Here is a 16,934-nt window from a genome sequence, read left to right as displayed (position 1 = left end):
TTGCAACGAGCAGCGCCGATCAGCCTTTCTCGATGGCCCGATACAGGCTTTGCTCGAATCTGTTGAATAAACCGACCACCTGGTCGTCGTAGAACGGCCACACCTGAGTGAACAGTGCGCCGGTGACCCGCTTCACGGGATCAATCCAGTAGTGGGTGTTCAACGCGCCCGCCCACGCGGCACTGCCTACACTTCGACCGAAGGGGCCGGGTTGCGCGTTGATGTCGAATGAAAAGCCCCATTTGTGCTTCATGCCGGGAAAGAGATCGAAGTCGTTCGAACGTGCGGGGCGGGGGCTGACCATCTTTTCGACGTTAAGGTCCCCGATCTGGTTGCTCATCATCGCGGCAACGGTCTGCGGCTTCAGGATTCTAACGCCGTCGAGGCTACCGCCCTGCAGCAGCATGCGCAGGAAAGTCAGATAGTCCCGGGGTGTGCTGAACAGACCCGTGCCGCCCATGAAGAATTCGGGCCGTTGGGGCGGCTCATAGGGTTCCGACATTAAGGAACCATCCGGCTGCCGTTGTGCAGCCGTCGCAAGCCTGCGCCTTTGCTCGCTGCCGATCACGAAGCCGGTGTCTTTCATCCCCAATGGAGAGAAGATGTTCTCGCGGAAATACACGTCCAGCGATTGACCGCTGACCGCTTCCACGAGCTTGCCGACCCAGTCCAGCGAGATCCCGTAGTGCCATCGCTCGCCGGGATCGAATTCCAGCGGTACGTCGAACGCCGCGTTCTTGCCCGAGAAAATGACTGGCGTGCCGGTGACCTCCTCGTAGCGCGCGAGCGCTTCGCTCCACAACGAGTAGGTATGGCCGGAGGTGTGCGTAAGGAGGTGGCGAACCGTGATCGGGCGCTTCGCCGGACGCAGGAGCGGCGTGTTGTCCGGCGCAAAGCCTTCCAGTACCTGCGGCGACGCCAGCGCCGGCAGTATTTCTGCCGCAGGTTGATCGACATGCAGACGGCCCTGCTCGATCATTTGCATACAGGCTGCGGCTGTCACGGCCTTTGTCATCGACAGGATCCAGAACACCGTGTCCGGCGATATCGGCGCATCGTCGTCCAGGCCCGCGTTGCCGAACGCGCCTTCGTAGATGATGCCGTCAGGCATTGCCGCGATCGCGACCACACCTGGCGCGACGCCGTTGCGGATGGCGTCGCCCAGCTGATTGTCGAGTGGCTTGAAGTCGAGCCGGGCCGCGATCGAAAGGTCATTTGCCACGTTGCTACCTCATGGAAAGTCAGGGCCGAGCGCCCAACTGGACTGCACGTTAGCATTTGAGCTACTAGTCGGTCAACAAGCTTTGCTTCGCTTGACCGACTAGTAGCTCAAATTTAAGATGGCGGCTTTCCGGCGGCGTGACACGACGTCGCGGAGCTTCAGGAGAGTTGATGAACACGCGTTCTTCCGGCTCGGGAGACCTGCGCGCGCAAGATGTCGTGAGCGGTGCTGTTGCCGACCGACATGCGCTGCGTCGCACGCTGCTTCTCGATGGGCCGATTCTTTCGACCGTGGTCCGCCTGTCCTGGCCCAACGTGATCATCATGGTCGCGCAGGCGGCGACCGGACTTATTGAAACCTGGTATCTGTCACGGCTCGGCACCGATGTCCTCGCCGCGATGGCCATCGTGTTCCCGGTGCTGATGCTGATGCAGACGGTGTCCGGCGGCGCATTCGGAGGCGGCATCTCGTCGGCGATCGCAAGGGCGATCGGCGGTGACCGGCGTGACGAGGCGGATGCGCTGGTGCTTCACGCTATCGTGCTGACGGGCGGGCTCGGGCTTGTCTGCTCGGTTGTCATCCTCAGTTGCGGGCCGTCCCTCTATCGGGCGCTGGGCGGTGAGGGCGCATCGCTCAGCGCGGCGCTGACCTATTCGAACGTCGTTTTTCTCGGCATGCCGGTTCTGTGGATCATGAACGCACTTGCTGCCGTGATTCGAGGCACCGGCAATCTGACCATTCCCGCAATAGGCATGTGCGGCGGTGTGTTGATACTGGTGCCGTTATCGCCGTTGCTGATCTTCGGTATTGGGCCATTCCCGCGCATCGGCGTAGCAGGCGGTGGCGTCGCGCTGCTGCTCTACTACTTCTGCGGCGCGCTGTTCTTCGGCTGGTACATCCTGAGCGGCCGCAATGCCGCGCGGTTCCGGTGGGTGCGTCTACGCGCTCAGGTGTTCTCGAAGATTCTGCGCGTGGGCGCGCTCGCCGCGCTGTCTTCCGTTGTCACCAACGCAACGATCGCCTCCGCCACCGCGCTGATAGGTCATCGATTCGGTGCAGCCGAGGTCGCCGGTTTCGGCACCGGCGCCCGTCTCGAGTATCTGCTGGTCCCGCTGGTCTTTGGCGTAGGCGGCACGCTGGTCGCAATGGTCGGCATGAATGTGGGCGCGGCGCGCGGTCCGCGGGCGCGGTCGATCGCGCTGATCGGCGGAGCGGTCTGTTTCGTCATGACGGAGGGGCTCGGGTTGACGGCGGCATTTGTCCCCGCGCTGTGGCTGCGCCTGTTCGGCTCCGACCCGGCGATGATTGCCGCGGGATCCACCTATCTGCGCGTGGTCGGGCCTTTTTATGGGCTGTACGGCTTTGGCTTTGCGCTGTATTTCGCGAACCAGGGCGCCGGGACCTTGCTATGGCCCGTGTTAGGCGGTCTGGCCCGGCTGCTACTGGTGGCGGGAGGCGGATGGTTTGCACTGACGCTGACCGGTTCAGTGCTGTGGCTGTTCGCTGCAATCGCCGCTGGACTCGTGATGTACGGGCTTATCCTGACCGGATGGACGATCCGCGCAGACTGGGGCCGGCGCGGGCGGAGCTGACCGCTTGCGTCGTCCTGTCGATCGAGCCACCTTCACCGAAAGGAGCGTCGAAGTGCCATTCATCGAAGTCACGACCCGAGAACCCAATCCGCCCCGGACGAAAGAGTCCCTTGCACAGGCATTGTCGAAAGCAATGCTCGACATCGAAATCGGCGGTCCGACCGAGGCGGCCTCTCTGCGCGACTGGATATGGTTTCGCGTTTTACCGACGCAAGACTGGGCCGTCGGCGGCCGGTTCGATCACACCTACGTGCGTGGCCGCACGATGTGTTTTGCTCGCATCATCGCGCCCGAGGCGTTCCTCAACACGGATCTCAAGCTTCGCGCGATTGCCGAGATCACCGCGCATCTTCGCGACGCGCTAGTCGTCGATCCGTCGGATGACGGCACCGGCATCTGGGTGCACGTCGTCGAAGTACCGGAGGGACAGTGGGGCGCGGCGGGCTCGCCCGACCCGCTTTTGAAGTTGATTGACGGAATGGGTGGAACCGTTTCTCACGAGCGTCTCACAGAAATCGAGGCTCACTTTGAAGGAGTCAACACGCTCAAGAGTGCGTTCTCAATTCCGAAATGAGCCAGGTTGCAGTTCCGCTTCCGTCGGCAGATTGCATCCGACGAACGTCCGTTTACCTACGGGATGCAACAATATAACATTGCACCCGCGCATCGGCGAGAGGTCTGTCGATGCATGTGCCGCGCTGTGAGTGCAATGTTATATCGTTACACTCATAGCGCGGAGGAGCCACAGTAAAAACCGGACAGTTGACCGTGAATAAAAACCTCAAGCACCTGCCCAGACGAATCCTTCATTTCTCACCGCTATCGCTGGCTTGCTTCGCATTCATTGCCATGCACAGCAGAACGCGGCTGTCAGCGGCTCTCCAATTCCTGGTGACGCGCTCTCCCCGGTTTTCGTGACCGCCAATCCCCTCGGCGACACCGACCTCATCGCTCCGGCGACGGCGCTATTCGGAGATGAGCTGACGCGCCGGCAAACGAACTCGCTCGGCGAGACACTCAACGGTCTGCCGGGCGTATCGACCACGACGTATGGACCGATGGTCGGCCGTCCCATCATCCGAGGCATGGATGGCGACCGCATTCGCCTGCTGCAGAACGGCGTCGCAGCCTGGGACGCCTCGTCGCTCTCGTATGACCACGCCGTGCCGCAGGAGCCGCTAACCGTCGAGCGTGTCGAGATCGTGCGCGGACCGGCGGCGCTGCTGTACGGCGGCAATGCGATCGGCGGCGTGGTCAATACAATCGATAACCGCATCCCGCGCGAGCCGATCAAGGGCGTGGACGGTGCTCTCGATGCGAGCTACGGCGGCGCCAACCTTGCGCGCGCCGGCGCAGCAATGGTCGAAGGCGGCAACGGGCAGTTCGCCTTTCATGTCGATGCATTCGATCGCGAAACGAGCAAGAAGCGCATACCGGGCTTCGCGCATTCCGATCGTCAGCGCGCGCTCGACGGCCCCGACGCCGACCAGGCCTACGGCAGCATTCCGAACAGCGACGGCCGGTGGCACGGAGGCGCGCTCGGTACGTCGTACACGTGGGCCGATGGCTACGCGGGCGTGTCGTACAACGGCTACGAAGCGAACTACGGCTCCGTCGCCGAAGACGATGTGCGGCTGCGCATGCATCAGGATCACGTCGCGGTGGCGTCCGAAGTGCGCAATCTTCAGGGGCCGTTTTCGCAACTGAAATTCGACTTCGGCTACACGGACTACGAGCACAGGGAAATCGACAACGGCGAGACCGGCACGACATTCCGCAATCACGGCTATGAAGCGCGGCTGGAGGCGCAGCATCGCAAGATCGGTCCGCTCGAAGGCGCGATCGGCGTGCAGATCAGCCAGAACACGTTCTCCGCGCTCGGCGACGAGACGCTCGTGCCGACCACGCAGACGACCAACATCGCGCTGTTCGCGCTGGAAGAATGGAAGGTCGCGGATGCGCTCAACCTCAGCGCGGGCGCACGCTATGAACATGTGAAGCAGGACCCGGCCGCGGCGGGCAACGACAAGTTCGCGAGCGCCGCGGATCGCGATTTCAACGCGGTCAGCGCGTCGCTCGGCGCGCTGTACAAGCTGACGCCCGCGTGGTCGGTGGCGGGCAACGTCGCCTATACGGAACGCGCGCCCGCGCTGTACGAACTCTTCGCCAACGGGCCGCATGATGCGACCGGTCAGTACCTGATCGGCAATCCGGAGGCACAGAAGGAAAAGGCCGTCTCGGCCGATCTGTCGCTGCGTTTTGCGAGCGGGCCGAACCGGGGCAGCATCGGCGCGTTCTATAGCCGCTTCGAAAATTACCTGACCGAGTACAACACCGGACGCCTGGTGGACGACGGCGACGAAGTCGTGCCGCCCGGCACAGGCGACGCGCTGAACGAAGCGGTCTATCGCGGCGTGCGCGCGGAGTTGTACGGCATCGAGTTCGATGGAAAGTGGCGGGTTTTCGAGCAAGGCGCGCACAAGGTCGATGTCTCGCTGATCGGCGACTACACGCATGCCCGCAACATAGACACCGGTCAGCCGCTGCCGCGCATCTCGCCGCTGCGGGCGACGGTCGCGCTCGACTACGGCTATGGACCGTTCGGCGCGCGCGCGGAGATGGAGCACGCGTGGGCGCAGCATCGCGTGCCCGAAAACGATCTGCCGACGGCGAGCTACACGCGGCTGGGCGTGATGCTCACGTACAAGTTCCACGTCGGCGCGACGAACTGGCTCGCGTATGTGCGCGGGGACAACCTGACCAACCAGGACATCCGTTATGCAAGCTCGGTCGTGCGCGATATCGCGCCCGAAGGCGCCCGCAGCGTGATGGTCGGCCTGCGCACGACGTTCTAGCCTGGACGGTCCGCGCGCATCGTCGGCCGAGATGGCGGCGCAGATCGCACGTTCACACTACGACGTCAATGTCCGTCGTCTCCCGCGACCCAGCGCAATTCGCTCAGATAGTCCTGGGTATCGGTGACCATCCACGAGCGGCGATACTCCACCGGAGCGCCGCGCAGATCGAAGGCCGTCCGGATGGACAGCAGCACCGGATGCCCTGCCGGCAGGCCGAAGTCTTGTGCCACATCCTCAGGCAGCAGGCAGGCCTGAAGCCGGTCCTCCACGCGGCTGACCGATACGCCGCACTGCTGCTCGAGAAACGAATACACGAGATGCGCGCTCGCGCAATCGTCGCCCCATTCGCGTTCGCCGACCCGGCTGTACGGAAACGTGATGGTCTCGACGACGAGCGGCGTCTCGTCCAGTGCGCGCCGCCGGCGCAGCCGATACACCAGCGACGCCGGCTCGAGCTTGAGCGCCGCGCACTCCGCGGCATCGGCCGGGGCGCGTTCGCGCAACAGAATGGTGTCGACCGGCAGGCGTTTGACGCCACTGCGCCGCTCCACGAGACGAAAGAAGCTCGTGAATGCGCGCTCGTTCGTGGCCCGGGCGACGAACGTGCCGCGCCCGCGATGCCGCGTGACGAGGCCCTGTCCGCTCAGTACGTCGAAGGCCTTGCGCACGGTTCCGACGCTGACCTTCAACTCTTTCGCAAGCGCCTCTTCCCCCGGAAGCAACTGCCCCGGCAGCCATTCGCCACCGACGATACGTTCACGAATGTGCCGGGCGAGGCGCACGAAAGCGGGGCTGAGGTCGAGAGAGTCCATTGGCGAATTCTATATAGAATGCAGAAGCAACACTATAGAATTTGATTCCCAAGCAGCGGACTTGTTCATAAAGTTCATCTCGACGCTCGCCGGGCGGCTCGTCCGTCCGCGACCCGACCATCACGCAGTCGAGACCCTTCATGAATCGAAACGTCCATCGCATCACCTCCGTCGAAGCTCTGCACATCGGCCAGTTCCTCTATGCACGCATCCGCACCGAAGCCGGACTGACCGGTTACGGCGAGGCCGGCTCGTGGGGGCATATCGAAGCCGCCAAGGCCGCGCTCGAGAAGTTCGGCAAGTATCTCGTCGGGCAGGACGCGAACCAGATCGAACTGCACTGGAACGTGATGCAGCGCTTCTCGCACTTCCGCGGCACGGCGGTGAACGCGGCGGTATCGGCGATCGACATCGCGTTGTGGGACCTGTTGGGCAAGCGTCTCCAGGCGCCCGTGTGGCAACTGCTCGGCGGCGCGTACCGGAACAAGCTGCGCGTCTATGGTCACGTCTACGCCGAGACGCTGGAAGAAGTCCTGGCCGACTGCCGGCGTCTGCGCGGCGAGGGCTTCACCGCGGTCGGTCACATCAACCCGTTCCTCGATGAACCCGAGGGGGAAGCGTATTTCCGCTCACACGCGGGCAAGGTGCGCGACGCGAAGGAGCGCGTGATGGCTTTCCGCGAGGCCGTCGGTCCAGATGTCGATCTGCTCATTGAGATGCATCGGCGCCTGTCGCCGGCCGAGGCGATCGCGATCGGTCAGGTGCTCGAGCCGCTCACGCCGATGTGGCTCGAAGACCCGCTGCGCCCCGAGTTCTATCCGCAGATGACGACGGTCGGCCACGCGATTCGCGTCCCGATCGCGACCGGCGAGCGTTTTTCGACGCCCGCCGAATTCCACATGCAGCTCGCGGGCGGCGGCGTGCGCTATGCCCGCACGTCGGTGTGCGTGTGCGGCGGCATCACCGGCGCGAAGAAGATCGCGGCGCTCGCCGAAGCGCAGAACGTCGATATCGCCCCTCACAATCCGCTCTCGCCGATCAGTCTGGCCGCGTGCATGCAGGTCGCCACGGCCGTGCCGAACTTTGCGATCCAGGAGTATCCGACCGGCTTCGAGAATCTCGTGCTCAAGTCCGGGCAGAAGCTGCTCGGCTCGGACCTCGTCAAGCATCATCCGGTGCCGCAAGCAGGGTTCATCGCCGTGACGGATGCGCCGGGGATCGGCGTGGAGCTGCATGACGATGTCGAGACGCTGCGCGAGCCCCTTTACCGGCCCGTATCGATGCGCCGCACGGTCGATGGCGCGCCGATGGACCAGTAACGCGAGGAACGCCCGTCATGCCTCATCTCATCATCGATTATTCGCCGGGTGTGCTCGACGACGGCGACCTCGCGCCGCTGCTCGCCGAACTCAACGAAGCGCTCGTTGCAAGCGGCGCGATCAGGGACGAAGCCGATCTGAAATCGCGCGTCACGCGCTGCGACGCGGTGCGCGTCGGCGCGGCGAACGCGCCACGCGGCTACGTGCATGCCCAGTTGCGCTTGCTGCCGGGGCGCGACGTGGAGACGCGCGCGCGGCTCGCATCGCTGATCGCTAACGTCCTGCGCGCGCGATGCCGCCGGTCGCCGGACAGGCTCGTCAAGCTGAGCGTGGAGATCGTCGAAATGGACAGCGGCTCATACGTGAAGGAAGCGCTCTGACGCGTGCGGTCTGCGTGTCACGAGTGCCGTGAAATCAAAACAAACTAACAGGAGACCGCCGTGAACCCATTGGCGACAGAGACGCCGAGCGTCGGCAGGAATCGTTGGCTGATCGTGTTGCCGATGACATTCGCCGTCTACATGCTGTCCTACTTCGACCGTGTGAACATCGCGATGGCGCTGCCGCACATGTCGAAGGAACTCGGCCTCACATCCTTGCAGGCCGGATGGATCGGCGGCGCTTTCGCCTGGGGTTACGCGTTCACGCAACTGCTCGCCGGGTGGCTCGCGCTCAAGTTCGGCGCGCGGCGGCTCGTCGCGATATGCCTCGTGCTGTTCGGCGGCGCGGCGATGCTCACCGGCTTCGCGCATTCGTTCCGGCAAGTTCTGTCCGTGCGTATTCTGCTCGGCTGCGCCGAGGGTCCCGTCTATGCGGCGACCTCCATGCTCCTCGCGCAATGGTTCATGAAAGCGGAGCGCGGGCGCGCGTTCGGCATCTGGAATCTCGGCGCGCCGCTCGGCGGCTTCCTCGCCGGTCCGATCTCAGGCGCGTTGATCTCGCATTACGACTGGCGCGTGATGCTCATCGCGGAAGGCTTACCGGCGTGGGTCTTCTGCATCGTCTGGTTCCGCGCGATTCCGCAAGGCATCGATCTCGCGCGCTGGCTCGGCGACGCTGATCGAGCGGTCATTCAGCGCGATCTGACGGAAGAGCAGGCTGCCTATGCCAAGCCCGAAAGCGATCCGTGGTGGACAATCTTCAGCGAGCCGGCCGTATGGCTGTTGACCCTCGGCTTCGGCCTCAACACGATCCTGCTCTATGGCACGACGCTGTGGCTGCCGTCGGTGTTGAAGTCTTACGGCACGCTGAGCGAGACGACGATCGGTTTTCTGGCGGGCGCGCCCTTCGTGATGTCGATGCTGGGCATCTACTACATCAGCCGCCGGTCCGACCGGCATGGGCAGGAACGACGCTGGCACGCTGCGGTGCCGACGATGCTGACCGGCTTGTTGATGATCGCCGCGGCCTGCGTGCCTGCTTCGCTTTTCTGGCTGCAAATTGCGCTTTTCATTGCGCTCGGCTTCACGTTGAAGATGCTGATGCCGCTCGTGTTCACACGTCTGACCGAGATCCTGCCGATGCGCAAGGCGATGCCCGCAGTGGCGTTCGTGAGCGGCGTCGGCAATCTGATCGGCCAGTTTCTCGGGCCGCTGGTGGTCGGCTATGTGCGATCGATCTCGTCGGACTACAAGCTGTCGCTGCTGGCGCTGGTGTCTCGGCGATGGCGGGCGGCGTGGCGATCGCGTTGTCGAAGACCAAGGCAGAGCGCGTCTCCGCTTACGACGACTCCGGCATGCGCCATACACGCGAGGCGAAGTGAACGATGTCGGAGCGCCAGCGCTGTGTTGCGTCCTCCGGCGTTTCGCCGTGCAAAGCATCGAGGCGTGATCGAAGAAAATCCGGCTCGGACGAATCGTCGGCGAGCGAAGAGGCCAATCGCCTCATCGACCGGCGATAGGAGGGCTGCCCATGCGGCCTCAGCGCTGGTTGCTTTCGAATCGAGCGGGCGCATCAGCATGCGGCCCATCAATCACAACGCCAGCTTCGTTTATCTCGAAGACGCGTTGTCCGCCACGCTCATCGCCGGGGGGAAAGCTGGGCCTGGCTGCTCGCGCCCGAACTCGCGGGCCGCGCCGCATTGCAGATAGACGCGGCCATCGGCAAATCGACCAGTTGTTCGCGACGCTCATCGACTTCGAGCGGCGCGGACATTTTGCGGGGTTCTGGTCGAGCTTCGCAGAAGCAGCGCAACTGATGATCGCGAACAAGGTGGTGATGCAAGGCAAAGCGTCGACGACGCTCGACAGTGACGTTTCCTCACAAAACGCTGCATTAATATCCATTGAGCAGCCCCGGCACGTCTCCGATAATGGGCCGCACACATGACAGCTTATAAACGGAGACAACGTGGAGAAGACGAGCGGACGCGTCGCGGTGGTGACGGGCGGCGCAATGGGCATTGGCGCGGAAACGGCAGAGCAACTCGGCAAGCGCGGGTATCACGTAGTGCTGGCCGACCTCGACAGGGAGGGCGCCGAAGAAACCGCTGCGCGCCTCAATGCGCAGGCGTTGTCGATTTCGGCGCTGCAGATGGATGTCGGCAAGCCCGAGTCCATCGCTTCCGCATTCGAACAGATATCGAAAACGCACGGACGATGTGACGTCCTCGTGAACGGTGCGGGCATCGCCAAGCTGGTTCCGTTCATCGACTATCCGCTCGATGCCTTTCTCAACACGATGCAGGTGAACGTTACCGGTACCCTCCTATGCGCGCAGCACGCCGCGCGGCTGATGGTCGAGCGCCGCTGGGGACGTATCGTCAATATCGCTTCGGTGGCGGGCATGCGCGCGGTCGGCAAGGGCCGCACTGCGTACGGCACGTCTAAGGGCGCGGTGATCGCGCTGACGCGGCAGATGGCCGTCGAGTTGTGCGATTACGGCATCACGGCGAACGCGGTCGCACCTGGCCCTGTCGATACGCCCATGACCCGAGCACTGCACAGCGATGCGTTCCGCGAGGAATACTCACGCGCGATCCCGATGCGCCGCTACGGCACGACATCGGAGATTGCCGCGGCAATTTGTTATCTCGCGTCGGACGAAGCCGCCTATACGAATGGCGTGGTGCTGCCGGTGGACGGCGGGTTCCTGTCGTGGGGCGCGGGCGCGGTCTGATCCGCGCAATGAAGGCGAGAGCAAGCGCCGCCGGTCGATCGCCGGACGGCGCAGCGTTCAGCGGCGGTCCGCCATGCCGAGCATCAATATGCGCTCGGCCATGCGCAGGTTCGCATAGTCGATCATCTTGCCTTCGACGGATACCGCACCGCGTCCGTCGGCTTCCGCCTGCCGCATCGCGTCCACGACGCGGGCCGCAAACGCAAGCTCGTCCGGCGACGGCGTGAACGCGCCGCGCGTCGCATCAATCTGCGAGGGGTGAATCACTTGCTTGCCGTCGAAACCGAGCGCAGCCGCTTTCTCCGCCCAGGCGCGCGTGAGCGTTTCATCGCGATACGCGCCGCACGGCCCGTCGATGGCGCGCAGCCCGAAGGCGCGCGCGGCGACGAGCACGCGCATCATCGGATAGGCGAAGAGGTCGAGCGGCGTCTCGGCATAGCGTTCGCCAATGAGCGACGTCTGCCGGTAACCCGCCGGGGAGCCGCCGATTTGCGCACTGCGCGCACCGATGGAGCCGGCGAAATCGCCGACGCCGAGATGCAGCGCTGCAATGCGCGTGCTGCTTTGCGCGAGCGCTTCGACCATCACGAGGCCGAGCGCGGTTTCAATCAACAGGTCGATGGCGAGCGGCGTGGCGCGCGCATCGCCTTCGGCGGCATCGACCATGCGCGTGATGGCTTCGATATGCGCGGGACGTTCGGCCTTCGGCACGATGATGGAATCGAGCCGCGCGATCGGCGCGAGCGTGCGTATCTCATCGTCGATATGACGGCTGCCGTATGCATTCACGCGCACGAGCACGGTCTTCGCGCCCCAGTCCAGTTCGTGCAGCGCACGCACGGCGCCGTGCAGCGCTTCCGTCTTCTCCGACTCGGGCACGGCGTCTTCGAGATCGAGAAACACCGCATCCGCCGATGAGCGCGCCGCCGATTCCACATGACGCCTGCGATTCGCGGGCACCGCCAGCACGGTGCGCGTCAGGCGATATTCGTTTGCGTCACTCATGCGGCGCTCCGTTTGTTCGCGCGCAGTTCATCGAGCACACTTTGCGTATGTTCGCCGACAGCCGGAACGGGCTTCATCACCGGCTCCATGTCGGCAATGGTGATCGCGGGCAGGAACGTGGCAAGCGGTCCCGTCGGCGAGCCGATCTCGCGCGTGCGCTTGCGTGCATGGACTTGCGGATGATCGACGAACTCTTCCACCGAATTCATGCGTGCATTGGCGATGGCGGCGCGATCGAGTCGCGCGAGCACGTCCTCGCTCGTCCATGCGGAGAAACGGGCTTCGATCAGCGCTTCGAGGGCGTCGCGATTGGCGAGGCGTTGCGGATTCGTGTCGAAGCGCGCATCGACGGCGATGCTGGCGTCGCCCAGAACGACATCGCAGAACGACAGCCACTCGCGCTCGTTTTGGATGCCGAAGAAAATGCTGCGGTCATCGCCCGTGCGGAAAGGTCCGTATGGTGCGATGGTCGCGTGACGCATGCCGTTGCGCTTGAGCGGCTTGCCGCTGCCTGTGACGTAGTAGGCGGGATAGCTCATCCATTCGGTCATCGAATCGAAAAGCGACACCTCGAACGCCGTGCCCTTGCCCGTGCGCTCGCGATGATAAAGCGCCATGAGCACGCCGTTCAGCGCATACATGCCGGTGGCGATATCCGCGATGGCGAGCCCGCACTTGGCCGGCTCCGCTTCGCTGCCGTTGATCGCGAGAAAGCCGGATTCGCATTGCACGAGCAGGTCGTACGCCTTCTTGCTGCTGTACGGACCACCGCTGCCGTAGCCGGAAATGTCGCATGCGATCAGCCGCGGGAAGCGCGCAACGAGCGACTTCGCGTCGAGCCCGAGCTTCGCGGCCGCGCCCGGCGCGAGGTTCTGCAGGAAGACGTCGGCGGTTTCGAGCAGGGAGAAGAGGGCATCGGCGCCTTCGTCGCTCTTGATATCGAGCGCGACGCTTTCCTTCGAACGGTTGGTCCAGACGAACTGGCTCGACATGCCGTTCATGACGGTGTCGTAGTCGCGGCAGAAATCGCCCTTGCCGGGCCGTTCGATCTTGATGATGCGCGCGCCCCAGTCCGCGAGATGGCGGGACGCGAGCGGCGCGGCAATGGCCTGTTCAAGCGACACTACCGTGATGCCCGAAAGCGGAAGCGACATGCCTTGTCTCCTTGTTGTATGCGTCACGTCTGTGGCCGTGCAGCCACCGTACGAAAAATCGTAGCGCGCGTGACGCTCAAGGAGGAAATACTGTTTGGAACTACGGGGTATAGGCGAATCCAATATACCCGGCCCGGCGGCTTATCTCTCCTTCGCGGCGCCGTCGATGTCCGGCGCCATTTCGGCGACGATCTTCTCCATGCATTCCTGCACCGCGCGCGACGCCGCGGTTTGCGGCACGGCATTCAGGCGGCACAGCGCGACGGAGCGTTCGATCGTCGGCTCGACGAGAAAGCGCGTCAGCAGGTCCTTTTGCGTGCTTTGCCCTTTGCCGGCGTGTCCGCGTCCGAGATAGCTCGACAGGATGGTCGCAGCTTCGCCACGCCGCGCGATTTCGAGCATGGTGGGAAGCGAATCGATATCGGCCACCACGTTCAGATCGAGGCCCGCGCTATCGAACGCGCGCTCGACCAGCAAGCGCAAGCCGTGCGACTTGCCCGGCAGCACGAGCGGCACGCCGGACAGCAGTTCGAGCCGCACGGTTTTCGCACGCGGACTGCCGACCCACGCCGCGCCATGCACGGCGAGACGCTCGTTGAAGAGCGGAATCACCGATACGCCGCGCGTTTCGGTCTCACGAAAGAGCACGGCAATGTCCAGCCGGCCATTGGCGAGCAACTCGTTCAAATAGCCGCTCATGCTTTCGAAGATTTGCAACTGGACGCCGGGATACGTCGCGCGCATGCGCTCGAAAAGCGGCACGGCGAGGACCGACGAGACGCTCGTCGGCAGGCCGACGGCCACCTGGCCGGTAAGCGCATGTTCGCCGCGCTTCACGTCGCCGCGCATCTGCGCGATCTGCTTGATGATGGATTGCGCGTGACGGTACAGGGTCACGCCGGCTTCGGTCGGCGCGACGCCGGAATAGCTGCGCACGAGAAGCGGGACGCCGAGATCGCTTTCCATTTCAGCGATCTGCTGACTGAGCGACGGCTGCGAGATGGACAGGGCGAGCGCCGCCTTGGAGAGGCTTCCCGCATCGACGCAGGCCACGAAATAACGCATCTGGCGAATGTCCATTCTGGTCTTCTCTCCTATGCAGCCTTTGCATGGATTGCCGCAGGATATAGGAAGCAATTATATCCTCTATTGCCAATTCGTATTTGTAGCGGTTCGGGCGATCTCCCTATACTTTTTTTCACGTAAGCAAGACGATAACTTCGATCGCCAACCGTATATCGAACAGGAGACACAGCAATGCCAGCAGAGGTCAGTACCATTTTCATCGGCGGCGAGTGGGGCGCCGCACAGTCGAAGGGATCGCTTGAAGTGCGTTCGCCGAGCGACGGCGAAGTCTTTGCCTCGATCTCTCGCGGCGGCAAGCCGGAAGTGGATCGCGCGGTCGCGGCGGCGCGCGATGCGCTTGCCGGTCCGTGGAGCACCATGGCCGGCTTCGAACGCGGCCGCATCATGAGCAGGCTGTCGGCGCTGATTCTGGACAATCTCGAAGAACTGGCGCAGCTCGAAGCGCGCGACACCGGCAAGCCGATCACGCAGGCGCGCACCGATATCCGCGCCACCGCACGCTATTTCGAGTTCTACGCGGGCGCCGCAGACAAGATTCTCGGCGACGTGCTGCCGTTCCTCGACGGCTTTCAGGTCACCGTGCAGCGCGAGCCGCGCGGCGTATGCGGGCTGATCATTCCGTGGAACTATCCCGCATCGATGTTCGGCCGCACCATCGGTCCCGCGCTCGCAACAGGCAACACCGTCGTGCTCAAGCCCGCCGAGGACGCGAGCATGAGCTGCATGCGTCTCACCGCGCTCGCGCATGAAGCGGGCTTGCCTTCGGGCGTTATCAATCTCGTGACCGGTCTCGGCGAGGAAGCGGGCGCGGCGCTGTCGCAACATTCCGATATCGACTTCCTGTCCTTTACGGGTTCTCCCGAAGTCGGCACGCTGATTCAGACTGCAGCCGCGAAGAACCACGTGCCCTGTGTGCTGGAACTCGGCGGCAAGTCACCGCAGATCGTGTTCGACGATGCCGACTTCGAGAACGCGGCGAAGACGATCGTCGGTGTCATCACGCAGAACGCAGGGCAAACGTGCTCGGCAGGCAGCCGCGTGCTCATTCAACGTTCGGCATATGACCGTTTCGTCGCGATGCTCAAGGAGAAGATGTCGGAAGTGCGCGTCGGTGCGCCGGCGGCGGATCTCCCGTGCGGCCCGGTCATCAACGGCACGCAGCAGACGAAAGTGAAGGGCTTCATCGATCGCGCACGCGCGGACGGCATTGGCGTGATCGCGCAAGGCTCGCTCGACACGAGCGCCGTCGAAACCGGCTATTTCGTTACGCCGACGCTTTTCGGGCCGGTTCCGGTGACGCACGAACTCGCGCAGGAAGAAGTGTTCGGTCCCGTCCTCGCGGCTATTCCGTTCGAGGATGAAGCCGACGCCATCGCCATCGCCAATGGCACCGCGTACGGACTCGTTGCGGGCCTGTGGACGGAGAACGGCGCACGGCAGATGCGCGTCGCGAAGAAGCTGCGCGTGGGGCAGGTGTTCATCAACAACTATGGCGCGGGCGGCGGCATCGAATTGCCGTTCGGCGGCGTGAAGCGCAGCGGTCACGGCCGCGAGAAGGGCCTGGAAGCGCTCAAGGAATACACCGTCGCGAAGACCGTCGTGCTGAAGCACGGCTGATCCAGAGCGCATGCAATCGACGAGGAGACATAAGCGCATGACAGCCGTTCCGGAATTTTCGCGCGCAGCCGTGCTGCGTGAGTTCAAGGCGCCGCTCAAGATCGAGGAGGTGCCGTTGCCGCGCGAGACCGAGCCCAACGCCGCGCTCGTGAAGATCGAGATGTGCTCGATTTGCGGCACCGATGTTCATCTGTGGCAGGGTTCGCTTTCGCTGAAGGTGAATCTGCCCGTGATCATCGGTCATGAGATGGTGGGCCGCGTGGTGCGCGCGGGCGCGGGCGTGACCACCGATTCGGTCGGCACGCCGCTCAGGGAGGGCGATCGCATCGTCTATACGCATACGTCCTGTGGCGGCTGCTACTTCTGCACGACCGCGCGCAAGCCGACGCTCTGCACGAATCGTCGCGCGTACATGTACGAGAACATCGAGGAATCGCCGTATCTGCTCGGCGGCTTCTCGCAATATGGCTACGTGTTGCCGCAGGCGGGGCGTCTGCGCGTGCCGGACTCGGTGCCGAACGAACTCGCGAGCCTGTCGAGTTGCGCGCTGCGCTCGGTGATGAACGCGTTCTCGCAGATCGGCGCAATCGAGCCGACCGATACGGTGCTGATTCAGGGCGCGGGTCCGCTCGGCCTGCTCGCGACCGCCAACGCACGGGTGCGCGGCGCGAAGAAGATCATCGTGATCGGCTCGCCTTCCACGCGGCTCAGAATGGCGGAGCGCTTCGGCGCGGATGTCTGCATCGCCGTGGAAGGCACGACGCCGCAGGAGCGGCTCGATGCGGTGCTCGCCGAAACCGAAGGCCGCGGCGCGGACATCGTGATGGAGTTCACCGGCGTGCCCGCCGCGTTCGCAGAAGGTCTCGCGCTTGCCCGCAAGGGCGGCCGCTATCTGGTGGTCGGCCAGCTCGGCGAAGCATCGACGACGGTCGCGCCCTCGATGATCGTTAAGAAGAACCTGCAGGTCATCGGTTCCTTTTCAGGCGATGCACGCAGCTATTCGCTCGCGCTCCAGTTCCTCGAAAAGCACCAGCACGCGTTTCCGTTCCACGAAATGATCACGGGCCGCTACACGCTCGACGAGGTCAACACCGCACTCACGCGCATGAAGAATTTTGAGGAGGTGAAGCCTGTCATCACGGTCGACTGATC

The 16,934-nt window shown here is 63.8% G+C and carries 15 protein-coding genes; 10 read left to right on the top strand and 5 right to left on the bottom strand.

The window, feature by feature from the left end; genetic code table 11:
- Window positions 1–19: 19 nt before the first annotated feature.
- Window positions 20–1,222: a serine hydrolase domain-containing protein gene (locus P9255_RS01665; RefSeq protein WP_309768556.1), complete on the bottom strand. Its 1,203-nt coding sequence runs from the start codon at window positions 1,220–1,222 to the stop codon at window positions 20–22.
- A gap of 170 nt (window positions 1,223–1,392) precedes the next feature.
- Here P9255_RS01665 and P9255_RS01660 point away from each other — a divergent pair, with 170 nt between their 5' ends.
- The 3 genes from P9255_RS01660 (at window position 1,393) to P9255_RS01650 (ending at window position 5,669) form a co-directional block, all read left to right on the top strand.
- On the top strand, window positions 1,393–2,814 hold the full coding sequence (locus tag P9255_RS01660; protein WP_309768555.1) for an MATE family efflux transporter: 1,422 nt from the start codon (window positions 1,393–1,395) through the stop codon (window positions 2,812–2,814).
- Between the two features lie 52 nt (window positions 2,815–2,866).
- Window positions 2,867–3,388 (top strand): hypothetical protein, encoded by a 522-nt coding sequence (locus P9255_RS01655; protein WP_309789072.1) that lies wholly within the window; start codon window positions 2,867–2,869, stop codon window positions 3,386–3,388.
- A 265-nt stretch (window positions 3,389–3,653) separates the two neighbouring features.
- The gene (locus P9255_RS01650) at window positions 3,654–5,669 is read left to right on the top strand and encodes a TonB-dependent receptor (RefSeq protein WP_404980240.1); all 2,016 of its coding nucleotides are present in this window, start codon (window positions 3,654–3,656) and stop codon (window positions 5,667–5,669) included.
- A 65-nt stretch (window positions 5,670–5,734) separates the two neighbouring features.
- Here the strand turns inward: P9255_RS01650 and P9255_RS01645 are convergent, their stop codons facing one another.
- The gene (locus P9255_RS01645; RefSeq protein WP_309768552.1) at window positions 5,735–6,484 is read right to left on the bottom strand and encodes a GntR family transcriptional regulator; all 750 of its coding nucleotides are present in this window, start codon (window positions 6,482–6,484) and stop codon (window positions 5,735–5,737) included.
- Window positions 6,485–6,624: 140 nt separating this feature from the next.
- Here P9255_RS01645 and P9255_RS01640 point away from each other — a divergent pair, with 140 nt between their 5' ends.
- The 5 genes from P9255_RS01640 to P9255_RS01620 are packed head-to-tail and all read left to right on the top strand — an operon-like array spanning window position 6,625 to window position 10,920.
- The gene (locus P9255_RS01640) at window positions 6,625–7,803 is read left to right on the top strand and encodes a mandelate racemase/muconate lactonizing enzyme family protein (RefSeq protein ID WP_309768551.1); all 1,179 of its coding nucleotides are present in this window, start codon (window positions 6,625–6,627) and stop codon (window positions 7,801–7,803) included.
- 17 nt (window positions 7,804–7,820) lie between these two features.
- On the top strand, window positions 7,821–8,183 hold the full coding sequence (locus P9255_RS01635; protein ID WP_309768550.1) for a 5-carboxymethyl-2-hydroxymuconate Delta-isomerase: 363 nt from the start codon (window positions 7,821–7,823) through the stop codon (window positions 8,181–8,183).
- A gap of 60 nt (window positions 8,184–8,243) precedes the next feature.
- On the top strand, window positions 8,244–9,893 hold the full coding sequence (locus tag P9255_RS01630; RefSeq protein WP_309789071.1) for an MFS transporter: 1,650 nt from the start codon (window positions 8,244–8,246) through the stop codon (window positions 9,891–9,893).
- Between the two features lie 25 nt (window positions 9,894–9,918).
- A complete protein-coding gene (locus P9255_RS01625; protein ID WP_309768548.1) occupies window positions 9,919–10,131 on the top strand; it encodes a hypothetical protein in 213 nt (70 codons plus the stop codon).
- 21 nt (window positions 10,132–10,152) lie between these two features.
- The gene (locus P9255_RS01620) at window positions 10,153–10,920 is read left to right on the top strand and encodes an SDR family NAD(P)-dependent oxidoreductase (RefSeq protein WP_309768547.1); all 768 of its coding nucleotides are present in this window, start codon (window positions 10,153–10,155) and stop codon (window positions 10,918–10,920) included.
- Window positions 10,921–10,977: 57 nt separating this feature from the next.
- Here P9255_RS01620 and P9255_RS01615 read toward each other — a convergent pair whose 3' ends face one another.
- From P9255_RS01615 to P9255_RS01605, 3 genes are all read right to left on the bottom strand, one after another.
- Complete coding sequence (locus P9255_RS01615) at window positions 10,978–11,925, bottom strand: CoA ester lyase (RefSeq protein ID WP_309768546.1); 948 nt, start codon at window positions 11,923–11,925, stop codon at window positions 10,978–10,980.
- Window positions 11,922–13,079, bottom strand: coding sequence for a CaiB/BaiF CoA-transferase family protein (locus tag P9255_RS01610; protein WP_309768545.1), 1,158 nt, complete (start codon window positions 13,077–13,079; stop codon window positions 11,922–11,924). Before P9255_RS01610 ends, P9255_RS01615 begins: the two co-directional genes overlap by 4 nt.
- A gap of 141 nt (window positions 13,080–13,220) precedes the next feature.
- Window positions 13,221–14,159: a LysR substrate-binding domain-containing protein gene (locus tag P9255_RS01605; protein WP_309768544.1), complete on the bottom strand. Its 939-nt coding sequence runs from the start codon at window positions 14,157–14,159 to the stop codon at window positions 13,221–13,223.
- 177 nt (window positions 14,160–14,336) lie between these two features.
- Between P9255_RS01605 and P9255_RS01600 the strand changes: the two genes are divergently transcribed.
- On the top strand, window positions 14,337–15,782 hold the full coding sequence (locus P9255_RS01600) for an aldehyde dehydrogenase family protein (protein WP_309768543.1): 1,446 nt from the start codon (window positions 14,337–14,339) through the stop codon (window positions 15,780–15,782).
- Window positions 15,783–15,819: 37 nt separating this feature from the next.
- Window positions 15,820–16,932, top strand: coding sequence for a zinc-binding dehydrogenase (locus P9255_RS01595; protein WP_309768542.1), 1,113 nt, complete (start codon window positions 15,820–15,822; stop codon window positions 16,930–16,932).
- Window positions 16,933–16,934: the final 2 nt, after the last annotated feature.

This window comes from Caballeronia sp. LZ019, from assembly GCF_031450825.1.
Lineage (GTDB): Bacteria > Pseudomonadota > Gammaproteobacteria > Burkholderiales > Burkholderiaceae > Caballeronia.
This window is presented reverse-complemented; position numbering and strand designations above follow the sequence as displayed.